The sequence below is a fragment of the Flagellimonas lutimaris genome (assembly GCF_003581615.1).
Lineage (GTDB): Bacteria > Bacteroidota > Bacteroidia > Flavobacteriales > Flavobacteriaceae > Flagellimonas > Flagellimonas lutimaris.
This window is the reverse complement of the sequence record NZ_QXFH01000070.1, coordinates 396,549-420,953: the sequence shown is the minus strand read 5'-3', so window position 1 is coordinate 420,953 and position 24,405 is coordinate 396,549. Positions and strand designations below refer to the sequence as shown.

General features: G+C 41.4%; 9 protein-coding genes. 5 read left to right on the top strand and 4 right to left on the bottom strand.

Going from position 1 to position 24,405, the window contains the following annotated elements:
* Positions 1-86 precede the first annotated feature (86 nt).
* On the top strand, positions 87-1,583 hold the full coding sequence (gltX, locus tag D2V08_RS06250; RefSeq protein WP_119607195.1) for a glutamate--tRNA ligase: 1,497 nt from the start codon (positions 87-89) through the stop codon (positions 1,581-1,583).
* Between the two features lie 83 nt (positions 1,584-1,666).
* Positions 1,667-2,599, top strand: coding sequence for an SPFH domain-containing protein (locus D2V08_RS06245; protein ID WP_119607194.1), 933 nt, complete (start codon positions 1,667-1,669; stop codon positions 2,597-2,599).
* A 73-nt stretch (positions 2,600-2,672) separates the two neighbouring features.
* Here the strand turns inward: D2V08_RS06245 and D2V08_RS06240 are convergent, their stop codons facing one another.
* The 4 genes from D2V08_RS06240 to D2V08_RS06225 form a co-directional block, all read right to left on the bottom strand.
* Positions 2,673-2,888 (bottom strand): DUF6327 family protein, encoded by a 216-nt coding sequence (locus D2V08_RS06240; protein ID WP_119607193.1) that lies wholly within the window; start codon positions 2,886-2,888, stop codon positions 2,673-2,675.
* A complete protein-coding gene (locus D2V08_RS06235) occupies positions 2,885-3,235 on the bottom strand; it encodes a hypothetical protein (protein WP_119607192.1) in 351 nt (116 codons plus the stop codon). The genes D2V08_RS06240 and D2V08_RS06235 overlap by 4 nt, the downstream gene beginning before the upstream one ends.
* Positions 3,236-3,238: 3 nt before the next feature.
* Positions 3,239-3,568, bottom strand: a complete 330-nt coding sequence (locus D2V08_RS06230) for a YtxH domain-containing protein (RefSeq protein ID WP_119607191.1) — start codon at positions 3,566-3,568, stop codon at positions 3,239-3,241.
* Between the two features lie 315 nt (positions 3,569-3,883).
* Positions 3,884-5,569, bottom strand: coding sequence for a glutamine--tRNA ligase/YqeY domain fusion protein (locus D2V08_RS06225; protein ID WP_119607190.1), 1,686 nt, complete (start codon positions 5,567-5,569; stop codon positions 3,884-3,886).
* 266 nt (positions 5,570-5,835) lie between these two features.
* Here D2V08_RS06225 and D2V08_RS06220 point away from each other — a divergent pair, with 266 nt between their 5' ends.
* The 3 genes from D2V08_RS06220 to D2V08_RS06210 are packed head-to-tail and all read left to right on the top strand — an operon-like array spanning position 5,836 to position 24,386.
* Entirely contained in the window at positions 5,836-8,094 is a 2,259-nt protein-coding gene (locus D2V08_RS06220) for a T9SS type B sorting domain-containing protein (protein WP_119607189.1), read from the top strand.
* A 6-nt stretch (positions 8,095-8,100) separates the two neighbouring features.
* The gene (locus D2V08_RS06215; protein ID WP_119607188.1) at positions 8,101-10,170 is read left to right on the top strand and encodes a PorP/SprF family type IX secretion system membrane protein; all 2,070 of its coding nucleotides are present in this window, start codon (positions 8,101-8,103) and stop codon (positions 10,168-10,170) included.
* Between the two features lie 11 nt (positions 10,171-10,181).
* The gene (locus D2V08_RS06210) at positions 10,182-24,386 is read left to right on the top strand and encodes a T9SS type B sorting domain-containing protein (RefSeq protein ID WP_147374073.1); all 14,205 of its coding nucleotides are present in this window, start codon (positions 10,182-10,184) and stop codon (positions 24,384-24,386) included.
* Positions 24,387-24,405 lie beyond the last annotated feature (19 nt).

The following is a 24,405-nucleotide window of genomic DNA, read 5'->3' as shown; positions in this document are numbered from 1 at the left end:
CCGAAGGAGCCATACAAAAGACAGCTGCTAAATGCTTTCCTGTTCATTGGCGGCAATGTATCTTTGCCACCTAATCAAACCCTATTATGAGTCAAAAAGTACGAGTTCGATTTGCACCCAGCCCAACCGGGCCATTACATATTGGTGGTCTGCGTACCGCCTTGTTCAACTATTTGTTTGCTAAGAAAAATGGTGGTGATTTTGTACTTCGTATTGAAGATACCGATCAAAACCGTTTTGTTGAAGGTACAGAAGAATATATCATCGAAGCCTTAAACTGGTGTGGAATTCCGTTTGATGAAGGACCTGGAAAAGAAGGTGATTTTGGACCATACCGACAAAGTGAGCGCAAACAATTGTATAAAGCCTATGCGCTAAAACTAATAGAAAAAGGCAAAGCCTATTACGCTTTTGATTCCGCTGAAACGTTAGATCAGCATAGAAAAGATCATGAGGCCAAAGGAAAAACATTTATATACAATTGGCACAATCGCTTAAAGTTGACCAACTCCCTTTCACTTTCCAACGAACAAGTGAAAGAAAAAATAGCTGCGGGCAAAGATTATGTAATTCGTTTTAAGTCTCCTGAAAATGAAGAGCTGAAATTAAATGACATCATCCGTGGCGAAATAAAAATAGACACCAATATCCTTGATGATAAAGTGCTTTTTAAAAGTGATGGGATGCCTACCTACCACTTGGCCAATATTGTGGATGATCACCAAATGCAAATTACCCACGTTATCCGTGGTGAAGAATGGTTGCCTTCTCTTGCGTTGCATACCTTACTCTATGATGCCTTTGGATGGGATGCGCCAGAGTTTGCCCACCTACCATTGATTATGAAGCCTGTTGGTAAAGGAAAATTAAGCAAACGTGATGGTGAAAAGGGGGGATTTCCTGTTTTTCCTCTCACGTGGAACCAATCCGAAGGCTATCGTGAAGCTGGCTTTTTCCCAGAAGCCGTTGTCAACTTCTTGGCGTTGTTGGGGTGGAACCCAGGTACAGAGCAGGAAATTTTCAGTCTCAAAGACTTAGTGGAAACCTTTACCTTGGAAAGAGTGAACAAATCCGGTGCCCGTTTTGACCCAGAAAAAAACAATTGGTATAATCAGCAATGGCTTCAAAGAAAAAGCGATGTTGAACTTGCCACAATGTTTGCTGCCGAACTCAAAAAAGAAGAGGTTTCTGCAGAGCCTGATTACATAGAAAAGGTAGTATCGGCCATAAAAGAACGTGCCACTTTTGTCAAGGACTTTTGGGGTTTATCCGACTATTTCTTCGAAGCACCTTCTTCTTACAACGAAAAAGCCGTTAAAAAACAATGGAAAGAAGGTACACCTGAAATTATGGGGGGTGTTTGCACTATCTTGGAAAACATTGATGACTTTGAATCTTCCAACATAGAGGAAAAAGTGAAAGGGTGGATTTCGGAAAACGAGCTTTCCTTTGGAAAAGTAATGCCCCCACTACGTTTAGTTATTGTTGGGGATATGAAGGGACCACATTTGTTTGATATTATGGAATTAATTGGGAAAGAAGAAAGTATAAGCCGAATCAATACAGCGATTGCCCAGCTTTAGAATTGTAACATTATTTGACAATTGACTACTAATACTATAGTCAAGTTTTGTAATTTCCATTTCTAACATAAAACCTAAACACTATGGGCAACTATCTTTTTATACCGATTGCGTTTGTAGCACTCGTTATCCTATTCAAGTTCTTTTTTATTGTAAAACAACAGACGGCTGTTGCGGTTGAACGCTTTGGTCGGTTCCACAGTATTCGAAATTCCGGTCTGCAAATGAAAATTCCGATTGTTGATCGTATCGCTGGTCGTTTAAGTCTTAAAATTCAGCAGCTTGATGTAATCGTTGAGACCAAAACTTTGGACGATGTATTCGTTAAACTCAAAGTATCCGTGCAATATGTGGTTATTCGCGAGAAGGTTTATGAAGCATTCTACCAATTGGAATATCCGCACGATCAGATTACCTCTTATGTTTTTGATGTGGTCCGTGCCGAAGTTCCGAAAATGAAACTGGACGATGTGTTTGTAAAAAAGGACGATATAGCCATAGCGGTCAAATCCGAGTTACAAGATGCCATGTTGGATTATGGTTTTGACATCATTAAAACACTGGTTACGGATATTGATCCTGATGCGCAAGTCAAAGCGGCCATGAACCGCATTAATGCTTCAGAGAGGGAAAAAATTGCGGCCCAATTTGAAGGTGATGCACAACGAATCCTGATTGTAGAAAAAGCAAAGGCTGAAGCTGAGAGCAAAAGGTTACAAGGACAAGGTATTGCAGATCAGCGTAGGGAAATTGCACGTGGTCTGGAAGAATCTGTAGAAGTTTTGAACAAAGTTGGTATTAATTCCCAAGAAGCTTCGGCCCTGATTGTGGTTACTCAACACTATGACACCTTGCAAGCCATTGGTGAAGAAACAGATACAAATTTAATTTTGTTGCCTAACTCTCCACAAGCTGGTAGCGATATGTTGAACAATATGGTGGCCTCCTTTACAGCAAGTAACCAAATTGGTGAAGCCATGAGACGTAAGCAGAATGAAAAGGATTCTGAGGCTTAAACTAAAAACCGATAATAAAAAGGCTCCTTAAAAAAGGAGCCTTTTTACGTTAAATTAGCTTGAGGTCGATAAACTAATCTAGTTTCTTAAGCAATTTTTTTGCAATTAATGAAATTGCAACTTTTTGAAGCAAAGGCGCCAGACTACCAAGAATATTGCTTGGATATAGTTCCTCTTTGGTGTTTTGGACTGCCAGCTTTACCTTTTCCTCTTCAATTTGTCTTTGCAATTTCAAAATTTTAAGGTCGCGGTCAATCTCTTTAAATGATGTGTATTGTGTTTGAATCATAGTTCATCAAAATAAAATTTAGAAAACTTTTTTAAGAGTGGCTTTTCAATTTTGCTTCGCAACATAAAGAGTATTATACCTGTCAGTACATAAAAACCTCCTACAATTAAAAAGCCTTCCGCCGTATTTCCAAGCATTGTACCTAACCAAAAAGCAGCGCTCAATGAAAGAAACAGTAAGGCGATAGATGCAATTCCGCCAATAATAAGAACCTTGGTGGCCATGTTTATGCCCTTCATCATAGAACGAAAACTTTGGAGCTTATAAATGTCCAAACTGTTTTTTACATAGGACCTTACTCCTTCCTCCACATGATTTATCTGTTCTTTAATTTCTTCGAAAGCCATTTATTACTTCTGTAGTTGAGCGTTCTTTTCTCTTAAATCTTCAAGCTTTTTCTCCAAGGCTACTAAAATATCATCGGCCTTATAACTCATGTTAGATAGTGTGTCTTCAAGTTTTTCCTCAAACTCTACTTTTTTTGCATCAGCACTTTTACTGAATTCTTCTTTGGCATTGGTCAAGCTTTGAGATATATCATCTTTAGCTTTAACAGCACTTTTCTTGATTTTCTTTCTTGTCTTTTTTCCTTTATCCGGTGCATAAAGAATTCCGACTCCGGCTCCAACAACTGCTCCAGTTAATAATGCGGTTAATACGTTTCCAGTGTTATTTGACATAATATTTTTGTTTGTAATTAAACTTCAGTGAAAAATCAAAAAGGTTGTAAATGAATAGCCAAGGCTACATGACCCAATCGATTTACTCAAATGTAAGGGAGGATTAACGCAATGATCGATCCAATCGCTCTAAACCTTGACGCGTTAGCTAAAATTTGAAGAAATATTGCGATTTATTCCTTTTCACAGCATTTTACAGGCAACACCCTGTTCTGAGTCCTGAAGAATAAAAAGTGTGGGGATAACGGCCCTGAAGAGCCCTTGTTTAATAAGAATCTCCAATAAAAATTTAAAATTGAATAAGAAAAAGTTATACTAGTTTTTTTGCTCTAATTTGGCCCAAGTATCCCTTAAGGTAACCGTTCGGTTAAACACCAATTTTTCAGGGGTAGAATCTTTGTCTACATTAAAATAACCTAACCGTTGAAATTGAACCTGGTCTCCAATTTGAGAGTCTTTCAAACTCGGCTCCAAATAACCTGTCACTTTCTCCAAAGAATCTGGATTGACAAAATCCATAAAATCTTTATCCTTATGACTGTCAGGAGTAGGGTCAGAAAACAATCGATCGTACAATCTAACCTCGGCGGTAATTGCGTGTGAAATGGAAACCCAATGTAGTGTTCCTTTTACTTTTCGCAAACTTTCCTCTGTTCCCGAACCACTTTTACTTTTTGGGTCGTACGTACATTGTACCTCAGTAATGTTTCCGTCATCATCTTTGGTACAGCTTTCTGCTTTAATGATGTACCCATTTTTTAAACGGACCTCACCACCAAGCTTAAGCCTAAAAAACTTTCTATTGGCCTCTTCCCTAAAATCCTCTTGTTCAATATAAAGTTCACGTGAGAAAGGAACTTTTCGACTTCCAGCAGATTCATCCTCAGGGTTGTTTTCTGCATCCAACCATTCTTCTTGACCTTCCTTATAATTGGTAAGCACAACCTTCAAAGGATTAAGTACGCCCATTACACGCGGCGCAATCCTATTAAGGTGCTCCCTAACATGGAAATCCAACAAAGAAACGTCCACAACATTTTCTCGTTTCGCAATTCCAATTGTATCAGCAAAATTTCTAATGGACTCTGGGGTGAATCCTCTTCTTCGCAATCCAGAAATTGTTGGCATTCTAGGGTCGTCCCAACCTTCAACAACATTTTTTTCAACCAATTGAAGCAATTTACGCTTGCTCACAACGGTATGGCTCAGGTTCCTACGGGCGAATTCACGTTGTTTTGGACGTAATTTATCAGAAGATACCACTTGGTCTAAAAACCAATCATACAATTCTCTATGAGGCAAGAACTCCAAGGTACACAAGGAATGAGAGACTTGTTCTATGTAATCACTTTCCCCATGAGTCCAATCATACATGGGATAAATACACCAATTGGTATTTGTGCGATGGTGTGCTTTATGCAAAACGCGATACATTATAGGATCACGCATCAACATGTTGGAGGAAGCCATATCAATTTTAGCCCTCAACACATGTTCTCCGTCCTTAAACTCCCCTTCTTTCATCCCTTTAAAAAGCTTCAAATTCTCCTCAATGGAGCGATCTCTGTAGGGACTTTCCTTTCCAGGTTCTGTTGGTGTCCCTTTTTGGTTAGCTATTTCTTCTGAAGATTGGCTATCCACATAGGCTTTACCATTTTTTATGAGTTCTACGGCCCAATCATACAATTGTTGAAAGTAGTCTGAAGCATAACATTCCCTATCCCACTTAAAACCAAGCCATTCAACATCACTTTTAATGGCCTCAACATACTCTTTTTCCTCTTTTGCAGGATTGGTATCATCAAAACGTAGGTTTACCGGGGCATTATATCTCAGTCCTAATCCAAAGTTTAGACAAATGGAGCTTGCGTGTCCTATGTGCAAATAACCGTTCGGTTCTGGAGGAAAACGGAATCTCAAGTCCTCCTGAGAATAACCCTTTGTAAGGTCCTCCTCTACAATGTGTTCTATAAAATTGAGCGATCTAGCTTCTTCTGACATACCAATTATTTGATGGGCAAATGTAGTAAAATCCCCAGTTGATAGCTATTTTTCAAGCTTCTGTGTATACAAAGTAGGCGATTTCACAACACTTTTGGTATAGCCTACAACAATATCTTTCCATTCGTCGAAATTAGAGACATATTTGTTATTGGAATGCTATATGAAAAAGAGACGCCTGAACAACGTCTTTTTGAACGAATTACAATTAAGGGGCACAAACTAACAGGGCTATTAAGCCCATAACCTCTTAAATACTAACGGTGATGAAAAAAAGTAATTCAACGTATAGCATTCTAGTTCTGGCCTTGGCTTTTGTGCTGCTTGGTACATTCAGTTCCCAAGCTCAAGTGCTGAACCAGCCCGTACCAGCCGACAACCCTAACCTTGCAGGGAACTCTGCATGGACAGCTGTTTGTGCATCCTCTGGCTTCAACGAATATTTTGTAAACTTCACTTGGGATCCGCCAATGGTGGGTGGAGATAACAAGTTTATCTTAGAATTGTCCGATAGCGACGGATATTTCGCAGATCCAACAGAACTTGCTGTAGTAACAGATAAGAACACTACTTTCGATTTTGAATTCCAGTTTGAGCTTCCCGAAGACATGAGGGGCGCCAACTTTAAAATGAGGGTTAGAAGTACAAGTCCGGCCAAGACGAGTCCAGCCTCAGAGGCTTTTTCTATGTACTTTATTGACTACAATTCACCATTGCTGATTAGCGAAAATGGTAGTGGGAGCATACCCTCTGGAGGTCAAATACAAATATGTGGAGGAGGTTCGGTAACCTTAAAACCCCACAATATCCCAAATGCCGATACATATATATATAATTGGTACCGTAGTGGAACGTTACTAGCAGAAAAATCGGAAAGCATCACCGTTTCCGATTCAGGCATGTACTACGTGGAACTCGATTATGGAGATTGTTCAGGTTCGGCAAATACACTCTCCAACACAATTGAAATAACTACAGGAACAAGTTCCGGATTAGCCATCAATGGCGCAAGCAATATTGAAGTTTGCCCTGGAGAAACGTATCTCCTCGAGGCTAATATTACAGGGATGGGTTTAACATATACTTGGTACAAGGATGGCACAATAATAAGTGGCCCTACTGTTGATGGAAGTACTTACACCGTTGATGCAGGCATTACTGGTTTCGAAGGTTCATATGAGGTAGAGGTTGATGGAGCCGGAGTTTGTAAAGAATTGTCGGCACCTGTAACAGTTTCAAGTTCAGGTTCTTATGAAATAACATTAAACAACGCAGAAAGCATTGTATTGCTTCCTTCACAATCAAAAACGTTATCCGTTGCCACAACGGCAACAAGTGCCTCCTACCAATGGTTCAAAGATGGTTCTGCCATTACCGATGCAACAAACAACACATTAGATATTAATGAAGTAGGGGAATACTACGTTGAAGTTACTGAAAACGGAGGTCCATGTACACCGGCCCCGATGACTTCTGCAACAACAACTGTTGTTTCCCCCGATTCCTTTGAGTTTGTAGTGGATTATGTAAGTTCATATACCTCTTGTGAAAGCACAGATGCTACCTTGAGTCTTACTACAATCAATGCTGTAAGCGAAAATGGAGCCACTACAGATGTAACCGGGGATTTGCAGAGTTCATTTAACTATCAGTGGAAACTAAATGGAGCAGATATACCTGGAGAAAACTCAAAGACCATAACAATATCAAGTCAAGAGGGTAATGGAAACTACTCCCTGTTTGGCTCATTGGACACATTTGATTCAACTTCCAACAGTTTGCAGGTAAGACTTGCTTCTAACGAAACCTTGACAATAACAACAAATGGCACGGTCCTATGTGAAGGAGGAGAGGCAATAGTCCTTAGCAGTGCCACTGACCTTACTAATGAATCATTTGAATGGAAAAAAGATGGCGCCGTGGTTAGTTCATCATCTGAAAGCTTAACTGTTAGCGAAACGGGTGTATATCAATTGGTAATCACTACCAACGAATGTCCATTGGTTTCCAATGAAATTACAATTACAGAGTTTGATGAATCGTTATTAGTATTGGATAAAACCCAAGACCTCATCATCATTGAGGGAGAAACTAAAACCCTTACGGCTAGTGGTGCCGGTTCTTATGAATGGTATGATGCCGGAAACAACCTAATTTCTTCAAGCAGTTATTACGACTTTAATGAAGAAGGGGAATACCTGCTGATTGCAACCTTTGGAACTTGTACAGTTAGCAGAGTAATCACCGTAACCTATAGGGATATGTTCGCCATACCAAATGTTATTACAACAAATGGCGATGGTATCAACGACCTATGGGTGTTGCCAAACACATATTCCAGAGACCCAAATGTTCTTGTCACCATTTTTAATGAGCGGGGAGAACAAGTATTTAGCCAAGCTGGCTATGAAAACAATTGGCCTCAGTCCACCACATCTTTCAATAGACAAAACATGATTTTCTATTACAAGATTACACGTGGTGGCAAAAGCCTAAAACAAGGAACCATCACTGTTATTAAATAAGCAGAAATGCAGACCAAAAAACCTCTACTACTACTTACTATCTTGCTACTTGCCTTCTCCGGAATGAGGGGACAAGAAGGAGAAGCGTATGTGCCATATAATGTACCTTCCCAAAACCTTTTAAAATTTAATAGGTTCTTGTTGAACCCAACGTTTTCCACGGTAAGGGAAGACAAATCGTACATCAACCTGTTTCACAGAAACCAGTCAGTATCTTTTGACGACAACAACCAGGTTTACTTCTTGAGTTATAGTGGTAGAGTAAGTGATAGAAGTGGTGTTGGTCTTAGCTTGTTTACAAATAGAGAGGGTCTTTTCAACAACTTTGGTGTCCACGCCAATTATGCCTACGGTGTTCGTTTGAGTCCAAAAAGTACATTCACCTTTGGGGCCAATGTAAGTTACTATCAAAGTGCATTTAATCAGGATAGGGTAAACTCTGTTGAGGTAGATCCTTTTTTAAACACTTTGGAAAGCAGTTCCCTTGTAAGCTTTCAACCTGGTTTCAACTTCTCCATAGGTAAATTCGATATCGGTGGTTTTGCAGAAAATCTTTTCGATTACAACCTGAAAACCAGTGAATCAGTAACCGATTTTAATGAAAAAACCTATTCTGGGCACCTACAATATACCCATCAGTTTGAAAACGGTTCTGGGATTATGGAAAGTGCTCGCTTAATGCCTTTGGCCAGAGTACGGAAAGTGGGCGAACAAGACATTACCCTAGGTGGAAATTTAATTCTTGACCTACCTAAATTAGGTTGGGTTCAAGCCGGTTATGATGATTTTTACGGAGCTTCCGCGGGACTGGGTTTCAACCTTACCAAAAACATCTCCCTAGGTTATACTGTGGAAAAAGGATTGTCTAACGAATTCGAAAACTTTGGGGTTACCCACGAAATTTCATTGGCCTATTCCTTTACACCAAATCTTACCGAGGATCGTGTAATGTTGGAGAAAGAGGGCGAAGAACTGGTTTCCAATGATGAAGATGTACCACAAGACAGTTTAAACATTAGCGATAAAGACCTTGAAATTGCGCAGTTACAAGATAAACTGGCCGAAAACGATGCCATTTTAGACGAATTGTTAATGCGCCAAGATTCCATAGAATCAACACGTAAAGAAGATTTGGAAAGACGCTTTGAGACCGTAATGAAAATGGTTCAGCGCGAAACCCGAGGTCAAAACCCTGCCTTGGAGCAAAAAGCCAAGGAAGTTTACTTTGCCAACATGGATAGTTCGAATATAGTGACCAGAAGAAAGCAACCTTTGGCCAATCATGGTTTATCCAACAATACCTCCACTAAAAAGGTAATCAAGATCAACCAAACCAAGGCCAATACCGGTGCAACTTATGCATCCAATTCCAATGCAAAAAAGGATAATACCTATAGGCCTGCCAAAAGTAAAAAAGCTGGGTTCAAATCACATGCCGTACCCAATGTGGAAAGCGGTCATTATTTGATTGCTAACGTATTTAGGGACACCAACAACCTCAACGCCTTTATAGATAAGCTTAGAGCTCAAGGGATTGATGCAGACTATTTTCAAAATCCTAAAAACGGTCTTAACTACGTATACATTGGCGACTTCAGCAACAAAAACGATGCTATAGAAGCTTACCACACCAAAATGGATGGCAAATACCAAGGTGATGCATGGGTAATGAACGTTAACGGAAGTAATTCTCAAATCGCCGGATATTCTGGAGAAATCAATAAACGTAACTCCAAATACGGAAGCAATCTATTGTCCAAAAATGTAACAGGAAGCTCTAACGGAAGTCGCCATGTAGTTATTAGAACTCAATCTGGTGATGGCCTACCAGAGGGATACTACATCATTGCCAACGTTTTTGAAAACTCCTCAAGTGCAAAAGCATTTGTTAAAGAGCTGAATTCAAGGGGCTTGCATGCCAGCTATTTTATTAGTCCACAGGACAAAAATAGATATGTGTATTTAAAGAAACACGAAACCTGGAACAACGCCCTAACCTCTTATTACACCAAACTAAACGCTTCGTATGACGACGATATGTGGATTATGCGAATAAAACCAAACACAACCATTTAACCACCAAACCTATGAAGAAATCACTACTCAGGTGGGGCACATTTATTTGTATACTATTATTTGCGTATACAGGTACATCACAGGTTAAAAATGACTTTGATGTTCGTTATGCAAATGAACTGAGGGGCGACCTAACCTTTATTGCCAACAATATAGTAAACCGGGATGAAGGTGGCGATGACCCAGAAGACCCCTATAATTCAACTGGTTGGAGATCAGAGTACAATGATCGGCTGAACATGCAATACATCGATATTGATGGCGACCCTTCTACCTTTAGCTCCAGTAGTGCAACCCTTGCCGTGCCGGACTCTAACTGTTCCTTGGTGCGATATGCTGGTTTATACTGGTCCGCCGTTTACCGAGACAACAATAGAAATAGTGATTTTAACGAAGTTAAATTCAGAGTGCCCGGCGGTTCATATGTAGACCTTACGGCGGATGAAATTCTGTTTGACGGTGAAGGTGATGCTGATTTTGGAAACTATGCTCCATACGCCTGTTATAAAGATGTAACCTCCATAATAACAGGGCTTGCCAACCCAGATGGGGAATATTTCGTGGCAAATGTTAGGGCCAGTTCTGGAGATAACGTACAAGGCGGTGTTTCCGGTGGTTGGTCTTTGGTTGTGGTATATGAAAACCCGACTCTTCCTGGTAAGTACATTACCACTTTTGATGGATATGCCGGGATAAAATCCGGGGAAACCGTAGATATTCCTTTTAGTGGATTTACCACTTTACCAGCTCCTTTCCCAGTAAACGCAAAACTTGGTGTTGCGGCCTTGGAGGGAGATAACCGAATCAGTGGAGACCAATTGGCTATTAGAGCGGACAGCAACGCATCGTTTACCACTTTATCAAACACGGCCAACCCTTCAAACAACTTTTTTAACAGTAATATTACGGACGAGGGAGTTATTCAAACAAACCGTAACCCGAACAGTGTTAATACATTGGGTTGGGATGTTGACCTTTTTACAATACCAAACCCAAGTCAATCAGTAATTCCCAATAGCGAAACAGGGGCCACTTTACGGGCCTCATCATCTCAGGATAAATACGATATATTCTTCACCTCGTTAGATGTTGAGATCATTGAGCCTTTAATGAACTTGGCAAAGACCGTAGAAGATATTGGAGGTAATGACATTACCGGACAAGGTGTTAATCTAGGTCAATATTTGGACTATGTACTTAGTTTTCAGAATGTTGGTAACGACGACGCCATCAACTACACCATACGAGACGTGCTGCCAATCAATGTAACGCTGGATGAATCCAGTATTACAATGCCAGCGGGTGTAACCTATACCTATGATCCTGCGACAAGGACCGTATTGTTCACCGTTCCCGATAACATTATCGAAGAAGGAGACCCAGCAGGAAACATTCGTATGCGCGTGCAGGTGGCCGAAAACTGTTTCGATTTTGTTAATGCATGTACCGATATCATTCAAAATTTAGCTTATTCAACCTATCAAGGAGCCATCAACTCGGCCCAGATTACCGACGACCCTTCCGTTTCTGAATTTAATGGTTGTGGATTTGGTACGCCAGGAGCCACAAACTTCTTGTTGGACGACCTTAGCGCATGTAATTTTACTAGAACTGTACAATTGTGTGGTGATGACGTATTACTAGATGCAGGGGATAATTTTGACAATTATATCTGGTACCGCGATGAAAATGGAAATAATACCATTGATGTTGGTACGGACACCGTAATTACTGATGGGGATTCCGACAACGACCCCAGTACCATAGTGGTTACTGAAATTGGCACCTACATTGTCGACAAACAAGTGGCCGACCCATGTAAGGATTTCCAGGAAATAATCAACGTAGAGCTGTTTGGTTCAGTACAATCCAACCCCATTACTGCATTGATCAATGACACTACCAATACCATAGACGGAGATATAGAAATATGTCCAAATGATGGTAGTGAGTTACCAGAGATTTTCTTGTGTGGACTTAATGATACCGAACTCATCCAAATAAACATTCCAGATGCCACAAGCATTGTTTGGGAACAATTGGATGAAGCAAGTTGTGGTGCCGCAGTCGATGGCTGTGCCAACACAAACACTGGTTGTACGTGGAACACCGTTGATACAGGAAACGACTTTATGGCCTCTGATACCGGTCAATACCGATTGGTGATCAACTACCAAAATGGTTGTTTCAGCAGGTTCTATTTCAATGTTTATAAAAACCCATTGGACCCTCAGTACACCAGTAGCGATATTATTTGCGATACACCTGGTAACATAACAGTGACCAACATGCCTTTAACCTATGAGTTCCAACTTGTAGACCAATCAACAGGCAACGTTTTGGTTCCTTACAACTCCAACCCAAGTTTCGACATCGCCAACAACGGTGCTTACATGGTGGAAATGAGACAACAAGGCGTAACCGATGGTTGTGTTTTTGTTTTGGAAAACATTGGAATTTTAGAAAGAGATTTTCAAGTAGATGTTGTTCCTCAAGATACGGACTGTAACGGATTAGGAGAAATTGCCATTTCCGTGCTCAATGTAGAGGCTCAATATTATTACGAAATTTCTCAAGGAGGTACCATAGTAGATACCTATGGACCATCCAACGATAATAATTACACTTTTGTAAATTTAAACGATGGTGTTTATGACGTTACTGTTACCACCGACGATGGTTGTGACTATACAGAACAAGTTACCATTAACGACCTCACCGATCTTGAGCTATCTGCGAGAGTATCTCAACATATTACCTGTAAAGAAGGTAATATTCTTATGGAATCAACAGGCGGTAAAACTCCGCACACCTATGCTATATGGTCTTATATTGATGATAATGGAGTAACCCAAATTTCATATCCTTCGGTCAATGATATTCCGGCATCCGCCTACCAAACCAGTCAAATCTTTGACATTCTTGACCCAGGGCAGTACACCTTTGTTGTTGTAGATAGGAACAACTGCCATGATATTTCCAACACGGTTACGATTGAATTTAGACCTGCTGCGGATTTTGACCCAACAACGGTCACGGATGTACTTTGCTATGGCGATGCAACAGGTGCTATTACCTTTAACCTAATCAGTAGTAACGGATATCAGTTAACTTACTATTTGTTTGATGCAACCGGTTTTGATGAGGATAATTTTGATGTGAACAATGCTTTGGCCACCAACACATCTGGAAACTTCCCAGGGTTGACAGATGGTGATTATGTAGTGGTCATCAATCAAAGAAAAGGTAGTGCAGATTGTGATTATTTTGAATATTCCACTATATCTGCTCCATCATTTGCATTGGATGCAGATGCCGTATTGATACAAGATTACACCTGTTTGCAAGACGGCATTATAGAAACTCAAAATGTAACAGGCGGAACAGCTCCTTATGAATACAGCATTGACGGGGTTAGCTTTGGTGCATCTCCAACATTCAGCAATCTTACCGATGGAACCTATACAGTCACTATAAGGGATGCCAACGGATGTATTTTTGTGACGAATTCCATTACCATTGATCCCTTGGATCCTCCAACGGATATTGATTTTTCAGCGACCAACCCTCTTTGCCCAACATTTGTTTCGGATGTAACCTTGTCCGTAACGGGAGGTGAGCCTAATTTGGTTTACGAAATTATTTCTCCTGCTGGAAGTGCGGTGAACAACGGTAACAATGCCACTTTTTCAAGTTTAGCTCCTGGAACTTATTTGTTCAGGGTTACCGATAATGATGGCTGTTTCTATGATGAAAGCTTCACAATTGACCCGGTGACCGAAATTTCCGTTACAGGACAACTAATCAGCAATATTACTTGTTTTGGTGATAGCGACGGTGAAATCGAATACACCGTAAACAACTTCAATACAGATTATGATTATTCCGTAACCGGTCCTGCAAGTTTCTCTGGAACTGGTGAAACCAACGGTACTATTTCCTTAACCGGATTGGCCGAAGGAACATACACGATCACTGTTACGGACAATTTCACAAGCTGTACCGATACAGTTGATGTTACCATAGCAGCTCCTCCCGCAGCAATAACAGCTCCTGTTACCATTGTCCAGCCGACTTGTTTGGCCGATGGCTCGGTTGATATTGCCGCAGCCGGTGGATGGGGAAGTTATACTTATGAAATTACTGCCGGACCAGCTGGATATACCCTTCCAGCTACACAAACCAATGGCCTTTTCAGCGGTTTAACCATTGGAGGTTCTTATACCTTTACGGTTACCGATGCCAATGGTTGTGTGCACACCGATAACTTCACCATAAATGAAGCTGTTGCTCCGGTTTTAGAAATTGTTCCCAACGATATTTGTTATGATGATGCTGTTGGATTAACCTTAACGGCAAATATAACATCTGGTGGCGATGGTAATTACGAATATAGCCTAAACGGAGGTCCATTTGTATCCAGTAATGTATTTACTGGTTTAGGACCAGGAACTTATACGGTTGATGTAAGAGATGGGAATGATTGTAACGATACAGCTTCCATAACCATAGACCCAGAACTTAGTGTTATTGCATCAGCTCCAAACATTACAGCTTGTGCTACAGATACCGATATCACCATTACTGCTGCAGGTGGCGATGGAAACTATGTATATGCCGTGGTTGCAGATGGAGCAACACCAACTGCTGGCGATTTTGCAACAACGAACCCTGTTACGGTAACAAGTGCCGGCGATTACGATGTATATGTTAGGGACAATAATGGAGCTTCGGGATATTGTGAGGCCAATTACGACATTACTATCATTCAGGATGATCCATTGGCCATTTCCATTACCAATACCGATATTCTTTGCAGTGGTGAAGCTCAAGCGCAAATTACCATTACAGCAACCGGTGGAGAAGGTCCTTATCAATACAGTATCGACAACGGCGCCAACTACCAAACATCAAACACCTTTGTAAATCTTCCAGCCGGAAGTTATAATGTTCGTGTAAGAGACGCCAACAATTGCGATATAACAGAAATTTATACTATTACCGAGCCATTGACCCTTTCTGCCTCCGCTGCAGTAACCGCTTTGGCCGAATGCTACCCTGGAATGGGTGCTGAGGTTCGAATCACCAATGCCATTGGTGGAACCGCCCCTTACGAATATAGTTTTGATGGTGGTTCTAACTATGTGGCTAGTTCAATAGGATATTTAATGCCGGGTACACATACCCTTTACATTAGAGATGCCAACTTGTGTACTTATCCCATGTCGGTAACCATAGACCCAGAACCAACACCTCCAAACGCAACTCCTGCGATAGACTACGAGTGTGATGGCGAAGGAATTATCACCGTTACCCCGGATAGTGCTGATTTCGACTACACTTATGAAATAAATGGTGCTCCAAACACGCCAGACACTTCGAATGTATTTAATAATGTGCCTGTTGGCACACATACCATTACCGTAAACTATACCAGCAATATAGCTCCATCTCCGAGTGTTTTGCTTTCTGAAAACTTTGGAACAGGGCCTAATACCAGTATTCCTGAAGTAGATCCAGCCTATTGTTACGAGCCACAAAACGGAACCGTAAATTCATGTGGGTGGACCATCAATAACAGAATTCAAGATGGAGAATATTCTGTAACACAAAATATTGTAAATCCTTATGGTTCCTGGTTAAGTCCTAATGATCATTCTGCCTTGCCAAATGGTAGGTTCTTGGCCATGAATGTAGGAGGTGCTGTAGGTCCAAATGGGATTATATACGCTAAAAGAGGCATAGAGGTTGTTGCCAATAGGGATATTACCATATCGCTTTGGGCATTCAACCTGCTAAGAAATGGAACTGGCGGGGCGGATCCAGATATCGATATACAATTGGTAGACGGTGGTGGAACTGTTATTGCCAGTACTACAACAGGTAACGTACCAAAAAATAATGGCGCAAACGATTGGCAAAATTATTCAGTAACCCTAAATCCTGGGGCAAACACCAATCTTGATATTGTTATCCGAACCAATTCTGCGGTTACTGGAGGAAACGATATTGCCATAGATGATATTGAAGCATTCCAAACCCCTGAGGTTTGTACAGAATCATTGACCTTCGATGTTGTAATTGAAGATGGCCATGCTTTTGATGGTGCTATCACCGCATATACTGATCTTACCTGTAACAGCGCTGCGGATGGAACAATAACCTTTGAAGCAGAAAACTTTGATCCAGCTACAGGATTTACCTATCAAGTTGATGGCGGTGCGGTTTCTGCTGCACAGTTCGCAAGTCCAATTACCGTTACCGGTCTAGCCGTTGGTGCACACACGATCAATATTGTTGATTTAAGAGACCCTGCCTGTGCTGTAGTATTGAATCAAACACTTATACAACCTGATGTGTTGGATGTTACTGCATCCATCACCAACGAACTTACGTGTACCAACGGAGGTGCAACAATTACTGCAACAGCTACAGGGGGAACACCGGTTTACCAGTATCAATTGGAAGATAGTGTAGGAACCGTAATTACCGCATTCCAATCATCCAATGTATTCACCGGATTGGCTGCTGGCGATTATGTAGTACGTGCAAGAGACACCAATCTATGTGAAGACACAACCAATATCATTACAGTTGACCCACCGGCAACCATAGTATTTACCTCAACGCCTACCGCTTGTTATAGTGGTAACAATGATGGAAGTATACAAGTAGATGTAACCGATGGAAACGGAAACTATCAATTTAGCTTGAATGGTGGTCCATGGATTACACCGACCCCATCAACGGCAACAACGTATACATTCTCTAGCTTAACCGCTGGAACATATACCATAGATGTGCGCGATGAATACGGTTGTGCCGGTATTCAACAAACTGTGACCATTGAAGATGCCTTGGTAGCCACGGTAGATGTTGTGGATGTTTCAACCTGTGCCGATGGTAGCATTACTGTTACCGCTTCGGGAGGAACACCGACATTGGAATATGCGTTTGTTCCAACAACAACAGATCCGACTGGATTGTTCTCAACAACCAATGTGTACACGGTTACTGCCGGCAACGAAGGCACTTTTGATGTGTATGTAAGGGATAACTCGGCTACAGTACCGTATTGTGAATACATGGAAACGGTAACTGTAAATCCTGCAGTCCCATTGACCATGACCGCAACACCTACGGACCCAGATTGTCATGATGGCACTGGAAATATTTTAGTGGATATTACATCAGGTGTAGCTCCATATACAATTCAAATTATTGATCTGGACAATGGAGGTGCCTCCGACCAGACCGATACCAATGTATTGACCTCAAACAGAACATATTACAACCTAATGCCCGGGAATTATACAATAAATGTAACGGATGCATCAGGATGTACCATTACCGATACACAAACCATAAACAACCCAGATGAACTAACGGGAGTAGTAAGTGGTATCACTCCTCCAACCTGTACTGGATTGGCAAGTGATTTCGGATTTGGTTTCTCAGGTTACCCAACAACTTTGGGCACTATAGAGTTTAGTGCCGATGGAGGTACTACTTGGATTGGTGACAATTCCAACCCAGGTGTTTCCGATCAGCTTACCGGTTATAACTCTGGTGATACTGTTTATCCTTCCATGAGAACGGTAGATGGTTCAGGAAATACTATCTGTCAAACAGACCTACCCCCTTTTATTATCCCTTATCCTTTGGATGATTTGGATATTACTATTTCTGCATTGATAGTGAACTGTAACGAGCTTCAAGTAACCGTACAAGGATCAGAAGGTGCTCCGGGATATGAATATGCCTATTCCGATGATCCCGCCAATTTTGATCCTGCAACAGCCACTTGGAACCCAGGTGGAAGTTTTGACAATCTTGGCAACCCAGTTACTGCAGGTCATGGTATGTACCAATGGACTGGTTTAGTTCCTGGTAGAACCTATGTTTTCTATGTACGGGACAGCGGTGGATGTGTTAGACAGAGTAATGTCAATGTTAATGATTTGATTACCGTTCCTTTGGAAATCACATCTACGGCCACACCTAGTTGTGCTGGTTTAAACAATGGAAGCATTACCTATACTGTAACCGATAACCAGGCTCCTTTTGAAACTCAGTTTAGATGGAATTTCTATGATATGAGTTCCGGTTCTCCTGTTTTGGTAAACAGTAGTGGAATCGTTCCCTATTCTTCCCCTCAAGATATCACATTAACTGGCCTAGCTGCAGGAAACTATTATATTGAAGTAATCGAAGTTGATGGTTCCAACAATGATAGTTGTGTGGGAGCTACAGAAAACCTGTTGCTGGAAGAACTCGATCCTTTATCTGGAACACCTGTGGTATTACAAGACATTAGTTGTAACGCTCCTGGACTTATCCAGATTCAAAACCCATTGGGTGGTGGTGGAATATACACGTATACGGTTACAGGTCCAGCTGGCTTTACTACGATTACTTCAACTTCCGATAACCCTATCGAGATTCCAGCAAATTCACCTGCTGGTAACTACGATATAACCATGGAAGATCAATACGGTTGTGGTGTGAACTTAGGAACAGTTCCTTTGACCTTAACACCAAATCCGACAATTGACAGTATTCTTATTGATAGTTGTTCCATACCTATTACGGTAACTATTAATGCAACAACAACGGCTGCTCAGGTATTCTATTCTTTGGATGGTGGAGCAACTTATTTGGATAACGGCGGTGTATTTACCAATGTATCGCCAGGAACCTATAATGTAGCAATTATTGATAGTAATGGCTGTACCGATACCGATGTTATCGATGTTCATCCGCCATTGGAGTTCACTGCTATTCAAACTGTTGCTTTGGATTGTGAGCCTGGTGCCGCGGCCAATGCCGAAATTGAAATTGAGGTTATTGCCGGTTCAGGTAACTACGAATATTTAATAGATGGACCAGGTGCTAACGATCAAGTTAGGGCAGTACTTCCTTCCAATCCATTTACTTGGACAGGAGCTGCAGCTGCCGGAAGCTATGATGTAATAGTATTTGATATGGGAACAGCACCACCAAACTGCTCTCAGACCATTACTATTGATGTTCCGGATGCACCGCTACCGAGCTTTACAGAAACCCATACAGACGTAACATGCTTTGGAGCAGATGATGGTACCATTACCCTCACAGAAGTGGATACAGGAGTAAACCCAATAATCTATACACTTACCCCTATGCCTGCTGGAGCTGTGTTAAATGGAAATACGTTCGAAAACCTTCCAGCGGGAACATATAGCGTGCGTGGTGTTGGTTCCAATAGTTGTTTTGATGACATTTTCAACATTGTTATTTCAGAACCTGCTGCTATATCCGTTCCAGCTCCTTCAGTAGTTGAATATGGGTGTACTACAGGCAACAATACAAACAATGCGACCATTACAGTGGATACAGCCTCCATAACTGGAGGTAGCGGAAACTACGTTATCTATGAGTTTATCAACGATGCTGGTTCTGTAGTAGTTCAATCTGGAAGCAATCCTGTGTACACAGAAACCGACATTAACGGAGGTAACTACACGATCAATGTATATGACGACAACGGTTGTTTGGGAACAACCACAGCTACCATTGCACCTTTCGATAGCTTGGACAATGCCACTATTGCCATAGATGCTGTTGCTACTTGTGTAACTGGTGAGGATATTACCATTACCGCAATTGGTTCTATCACGAATTCAACAACAAATCCTGCAAACTATCAGTTTAGAGAATTGTCTTCTGGTGTTTTCCAGGCTTCAGGTAGTTTTACTGGACTAAGTGTTGGCACACACAATTTCGAAGTAAGAAATACAGTAACAGGGTGTATCATTACCGTTTCTCACGAAGTGGCTGATCCAGAAGTATTGGATTTCAATGTAGTAAACACTACAGATATTACCTGTTACGGAGATACCAATGGTGCTGTAGAATTGAATCTTGTTGATGGTTCCAGCGTAACCTATGCAAGCGCTACAAGCTATACCTTGTACTATGATATAAACAACACGCCTACCAACTTGGGTGATGATGTAACGACCACAGGTTCTGATACAGATGGAAGTTTTACCATCTCAGGACTTGCCGCGGGAACTTATTACATCGAAGTAACCGATACCAACCCTCCAGGTGCGGCTTGTGTGTACAGTGAATCGTTCAATATTGCAGGTCCTGCTGCGGCCATTGCTGGAGCAACCGTAGTTACGGATATTACCTGTGTGGGTAACGATGGTGCTATTCAAATTACCAATGTTACCGGTGGTTGGGGCGGATACTCCTATTATGTAGGAACCACTTCTCCAACAGGACCTGGTGATTATGTAGCAAGTCCAAACTTTACCGGACTTGCCGTTGGTACTTACGAAGCTTGGGTAATCGACTCCAGTGGTTGTGAACAATTAGTGGATACCGTAACCCTTGCTGATCCGATTCCAATTACAGCAGCGTTGCAAGTCAATGTTGAAAACTGTGCCGACCTACAAGGTGAAATCCAAGTAATAGGAACAACTGGTGGTCAGGGAAGTAATTATACTTACCAATTGATTAGAAATGGATCTAACGTAGGTTCTCCACAAACCAGTGATGTTTTCTCTGGATTGGGTGCCGGTTCTTACGAAGTATTGATTGCAGATCAGTGGTCTTGTACTACAACAGTTGGTCCGGTAGTCCTTACAGATGCCATGACTGCAAATACTACTGTAGTAAAACCAATTGACTGTACCGTAGACCCAGGAGGTCAGATTACGGTTAACGTTTCAGGTGGTTCTTCCAACTTGACCTTTGATGTAGTTTATCCTGATTTAACAACAACCGACAGTAATACTACTGGTGTATTTACTGGACTTACCCAACCAGGTGTTTACACCTTTACGGTAACTGACAATGATACAACTACACCTTGTACCATTGTGGTTACACAAGAGTTAGATGATAAGGTTGATCCTATTATCGACGATGTTATTGTTGATGATGTGAACTGTTTCGGAGGTTCCGATGGTAGTTTGACCGTAGTATTGGACCCAGCAACTGTTGTTGACCCGGTATATACATATGAACTATATCAAATGTCTGACTTGGTAAATCCATACCGATTTGCACAGTCAAGTCCTGTGTTTGACAATCTACCTGCTGGAGATTACCAAGCAAGAGTGATTTCATCACGAGCTTGTGAAGATACGTTTGATGCTACTGTAGGAGAACCAACAGTATTAAATGCTTCTGCAACCGCAACCGCTTTTGCTTGTAGTCCTAGCAATTCTGTTAACGAAGCAACGGTAACGGTAACGGCAACTGGTGGAACAGCACCATATTTCTATAGTTTTGAAGGAAACAGCTTTACTTCTAACGCAACTTTTGATGTAGTGGATGATGCAACTGTTCAAACCATTAACTATATAGTAAGGGATGCCAATGGATGTGAATATCCAGATAGTATTACGGTTCAACCTTTGAACACTTTCACATTAGCTGTCAATCCCGATGTTGCCATCTCCTGTGTCAATCCAGAAACAGTAACCTTAACTGTTACGGAAAGCATTGGTGGTGATACCTATACTTTTGAATTGTTGCCAGTTGGAAATCCTTATGGATCAATGACTGCTTCAACCAGTACAACAGCTACTTTTGAGTTGACAGAGCCTGGCAGCTATACGTTCAGGGCAACTAATGATACTACTGGATGTTATGTAGAAACTATGCACACCATAGCTCCATACGATACCATCGATGTTGTGGCCACAGCTACCGCACCGGCCATGTGTTTTGGTGATGCAGGAACTCTGGAAATAAATGTAACCGGATATACAGGAGCATACGATTATGAGGTGTTCAATGCCAATGGTACAACCACGGGAATAACCGGAAGTGGAAATACAACCACCAATCCAATGTCTATAACAGATCCATTATTGGTCGGTGGAAACTACTTCGTACGCGTTTCAGAAACAGGTTATCCAGAATGTATTGAAGACTCCAATACCATTACCATAGTTTCTCCAAGTTCAGCCTTGGATTATACACCACAAGAAGTAGCCAATGTAACCTGTACCAATGATCAAGGTGAAATATTGATAGCTCCAACAGGAGGTTATGCACCATATGATATTGTGTTGACCAACACGACCACATTGCAAGTTTACACTGTGAATGATGTGCCTAGCCATGTATTCACAGGTTTATCTGCTGGAGTTTATACGGTAAGTGTTACCGATGATGGTGGCTGTATTGAAGATAGAGGATTGACCTTAATTGAGCCTGTCCCAATTGTAGCAGATATAGACGCTGCCCCAATTGACCTACTGTGCTTCGGAGCAGAAAGCGCATCTGTATGGGCTCATAATGTATCGGGTGGAGAAGGTTCTTATGTATATCAATTAAATTATTATGATTCATCAGGTACCAACATCGTATTCACAACGGGTGAGCAAAGCGGTGATACTTTCACTGGATTGGGTGCCGGAATCTACAGCATTACTGTATCCGATGGTTGGAACTGTGGTGTGGAAACCCCTCAGGTAACCATCACCGAACCAACCGAAGTAATGGCCTCATTAATTGAAGTGAGTGAAATGACCTGTAACGATGATGCACAGATTATGTTGAGCGCTGCAGGTGGAACAGCACCATATTTCTATAGTACGGATGGAATCAATTTCAGCGCCATGAGTGGTGGAGATACCCATACGTTCGATGTAGGACCGGGTGTTTACCAATATTATGTTCGCGATGCCAATGGTTGTGATGCTATGATATCAAACCAAGTAACTATTGATGAAGTTCCAGAATTGATGCTTGAAATTGACGAATCAGCAGCCTTGATAAACTGTACGGGAGAAGCATCTGCAACCATTATTGCGCAAGCAACAGGTGGCCTAGGGAACTATAGCTATGAATTGTTCAGCGATGCTACATTGACCAATTTAGTTGATGGTCCACAAGCCAGTGGAACGTTTAACGGACTAATGGCCGGTGATTATTATGTACGAGTAACCAGTGAGGACTGTGTTGAGGTCTCACCTGTGATTACCATTATAGATCCAGAACCATTGGTGATAGAAACAGAAGAGTTTACAAATATTACATGTTCAGGAATGAACGATGGTACTATTACTGTTGAAGTGTCGGGTGGAACTGGTGAGATTCTTTATGCGATTTCTCCAAATCTAGATCAGTTTGATACGACGAACACATTTACTGATCTAGAACCCGGCATATATGACGTAATCGCCCAAGATGTAAATGGATGTTTCATCACCTTCCAATTCGAGCTTACACAACCGGAACCTGTTGTGGCAGAAGCTATCAACATTATGGATGAAGTGTGTTTTGAAAGCGGTGATGGTTCCTTTGAAGTTCAAATATCTGGAGGTACCGCACCTTATGAAACCAGTTTAAATTCCAGTGCCGATGCAAACTTTGTTCAAGACCAGTTCTTGTTCCAAGATCTAACTGCAGGAACACATGTTGTTTTTGTAAGGGATGCCCAAGGTTGTGAAACCAACGTAATTGTCGAAATAGAGCCCGGTGTTAACCTTGCTGCTACAGTAACACCTATGTACGAGTGTACTGGAAATATTCCAGACAATTATTTGGATATTGTATTGGAGGACGAATCTATTGTGGCCGATCTTATGTACGCCTTGGATTCTACAGATCCATCAGATATGCAATTGACTGCGGACTTCACCAATATGACTCCCGGTGATCACTATCTGACCATTGCACATGCTAACGGGTGTATGACAACCTACGAATTTACCATTGAAGCATACGAACCATTAACATTGACATTGGAGAATAACAATATCAACCAAATTACAGCAATCGCTGAAGGTGGTGTGGAAGATTATACCTTCTACTTCAACGATATTGACAATGGAACCGACAACACATTCTACATCAACAGAACAGATACGTATACGGTAACAGTGGTTGATCAGAATGGTTGTGAGGCTACTGCAGAGATATTCATGGAGTTCATAGATGTTGAGTTCCCGAACTTCTTTACCCCAGATGGAGATGGATTGAACGATCTGTGGATTCCGGATAATATTGAGGGCTTCCCGGACGTACTAATTAAGATTTATGATCGTTATGGTAGAGTAGTGGAAGAGATGAGCCGAAATGTTAAAGGCTGGGATGGGAAATATGATGGAAAACCATTGCCAACCGGAGACTACTGGTATGTTGTTCAACTTCAAGGAGAATTGGACGACAGAGAGTTTGTTGGACACTTTACACTGTATCGACAATAACACTTAACCTACTTTGACC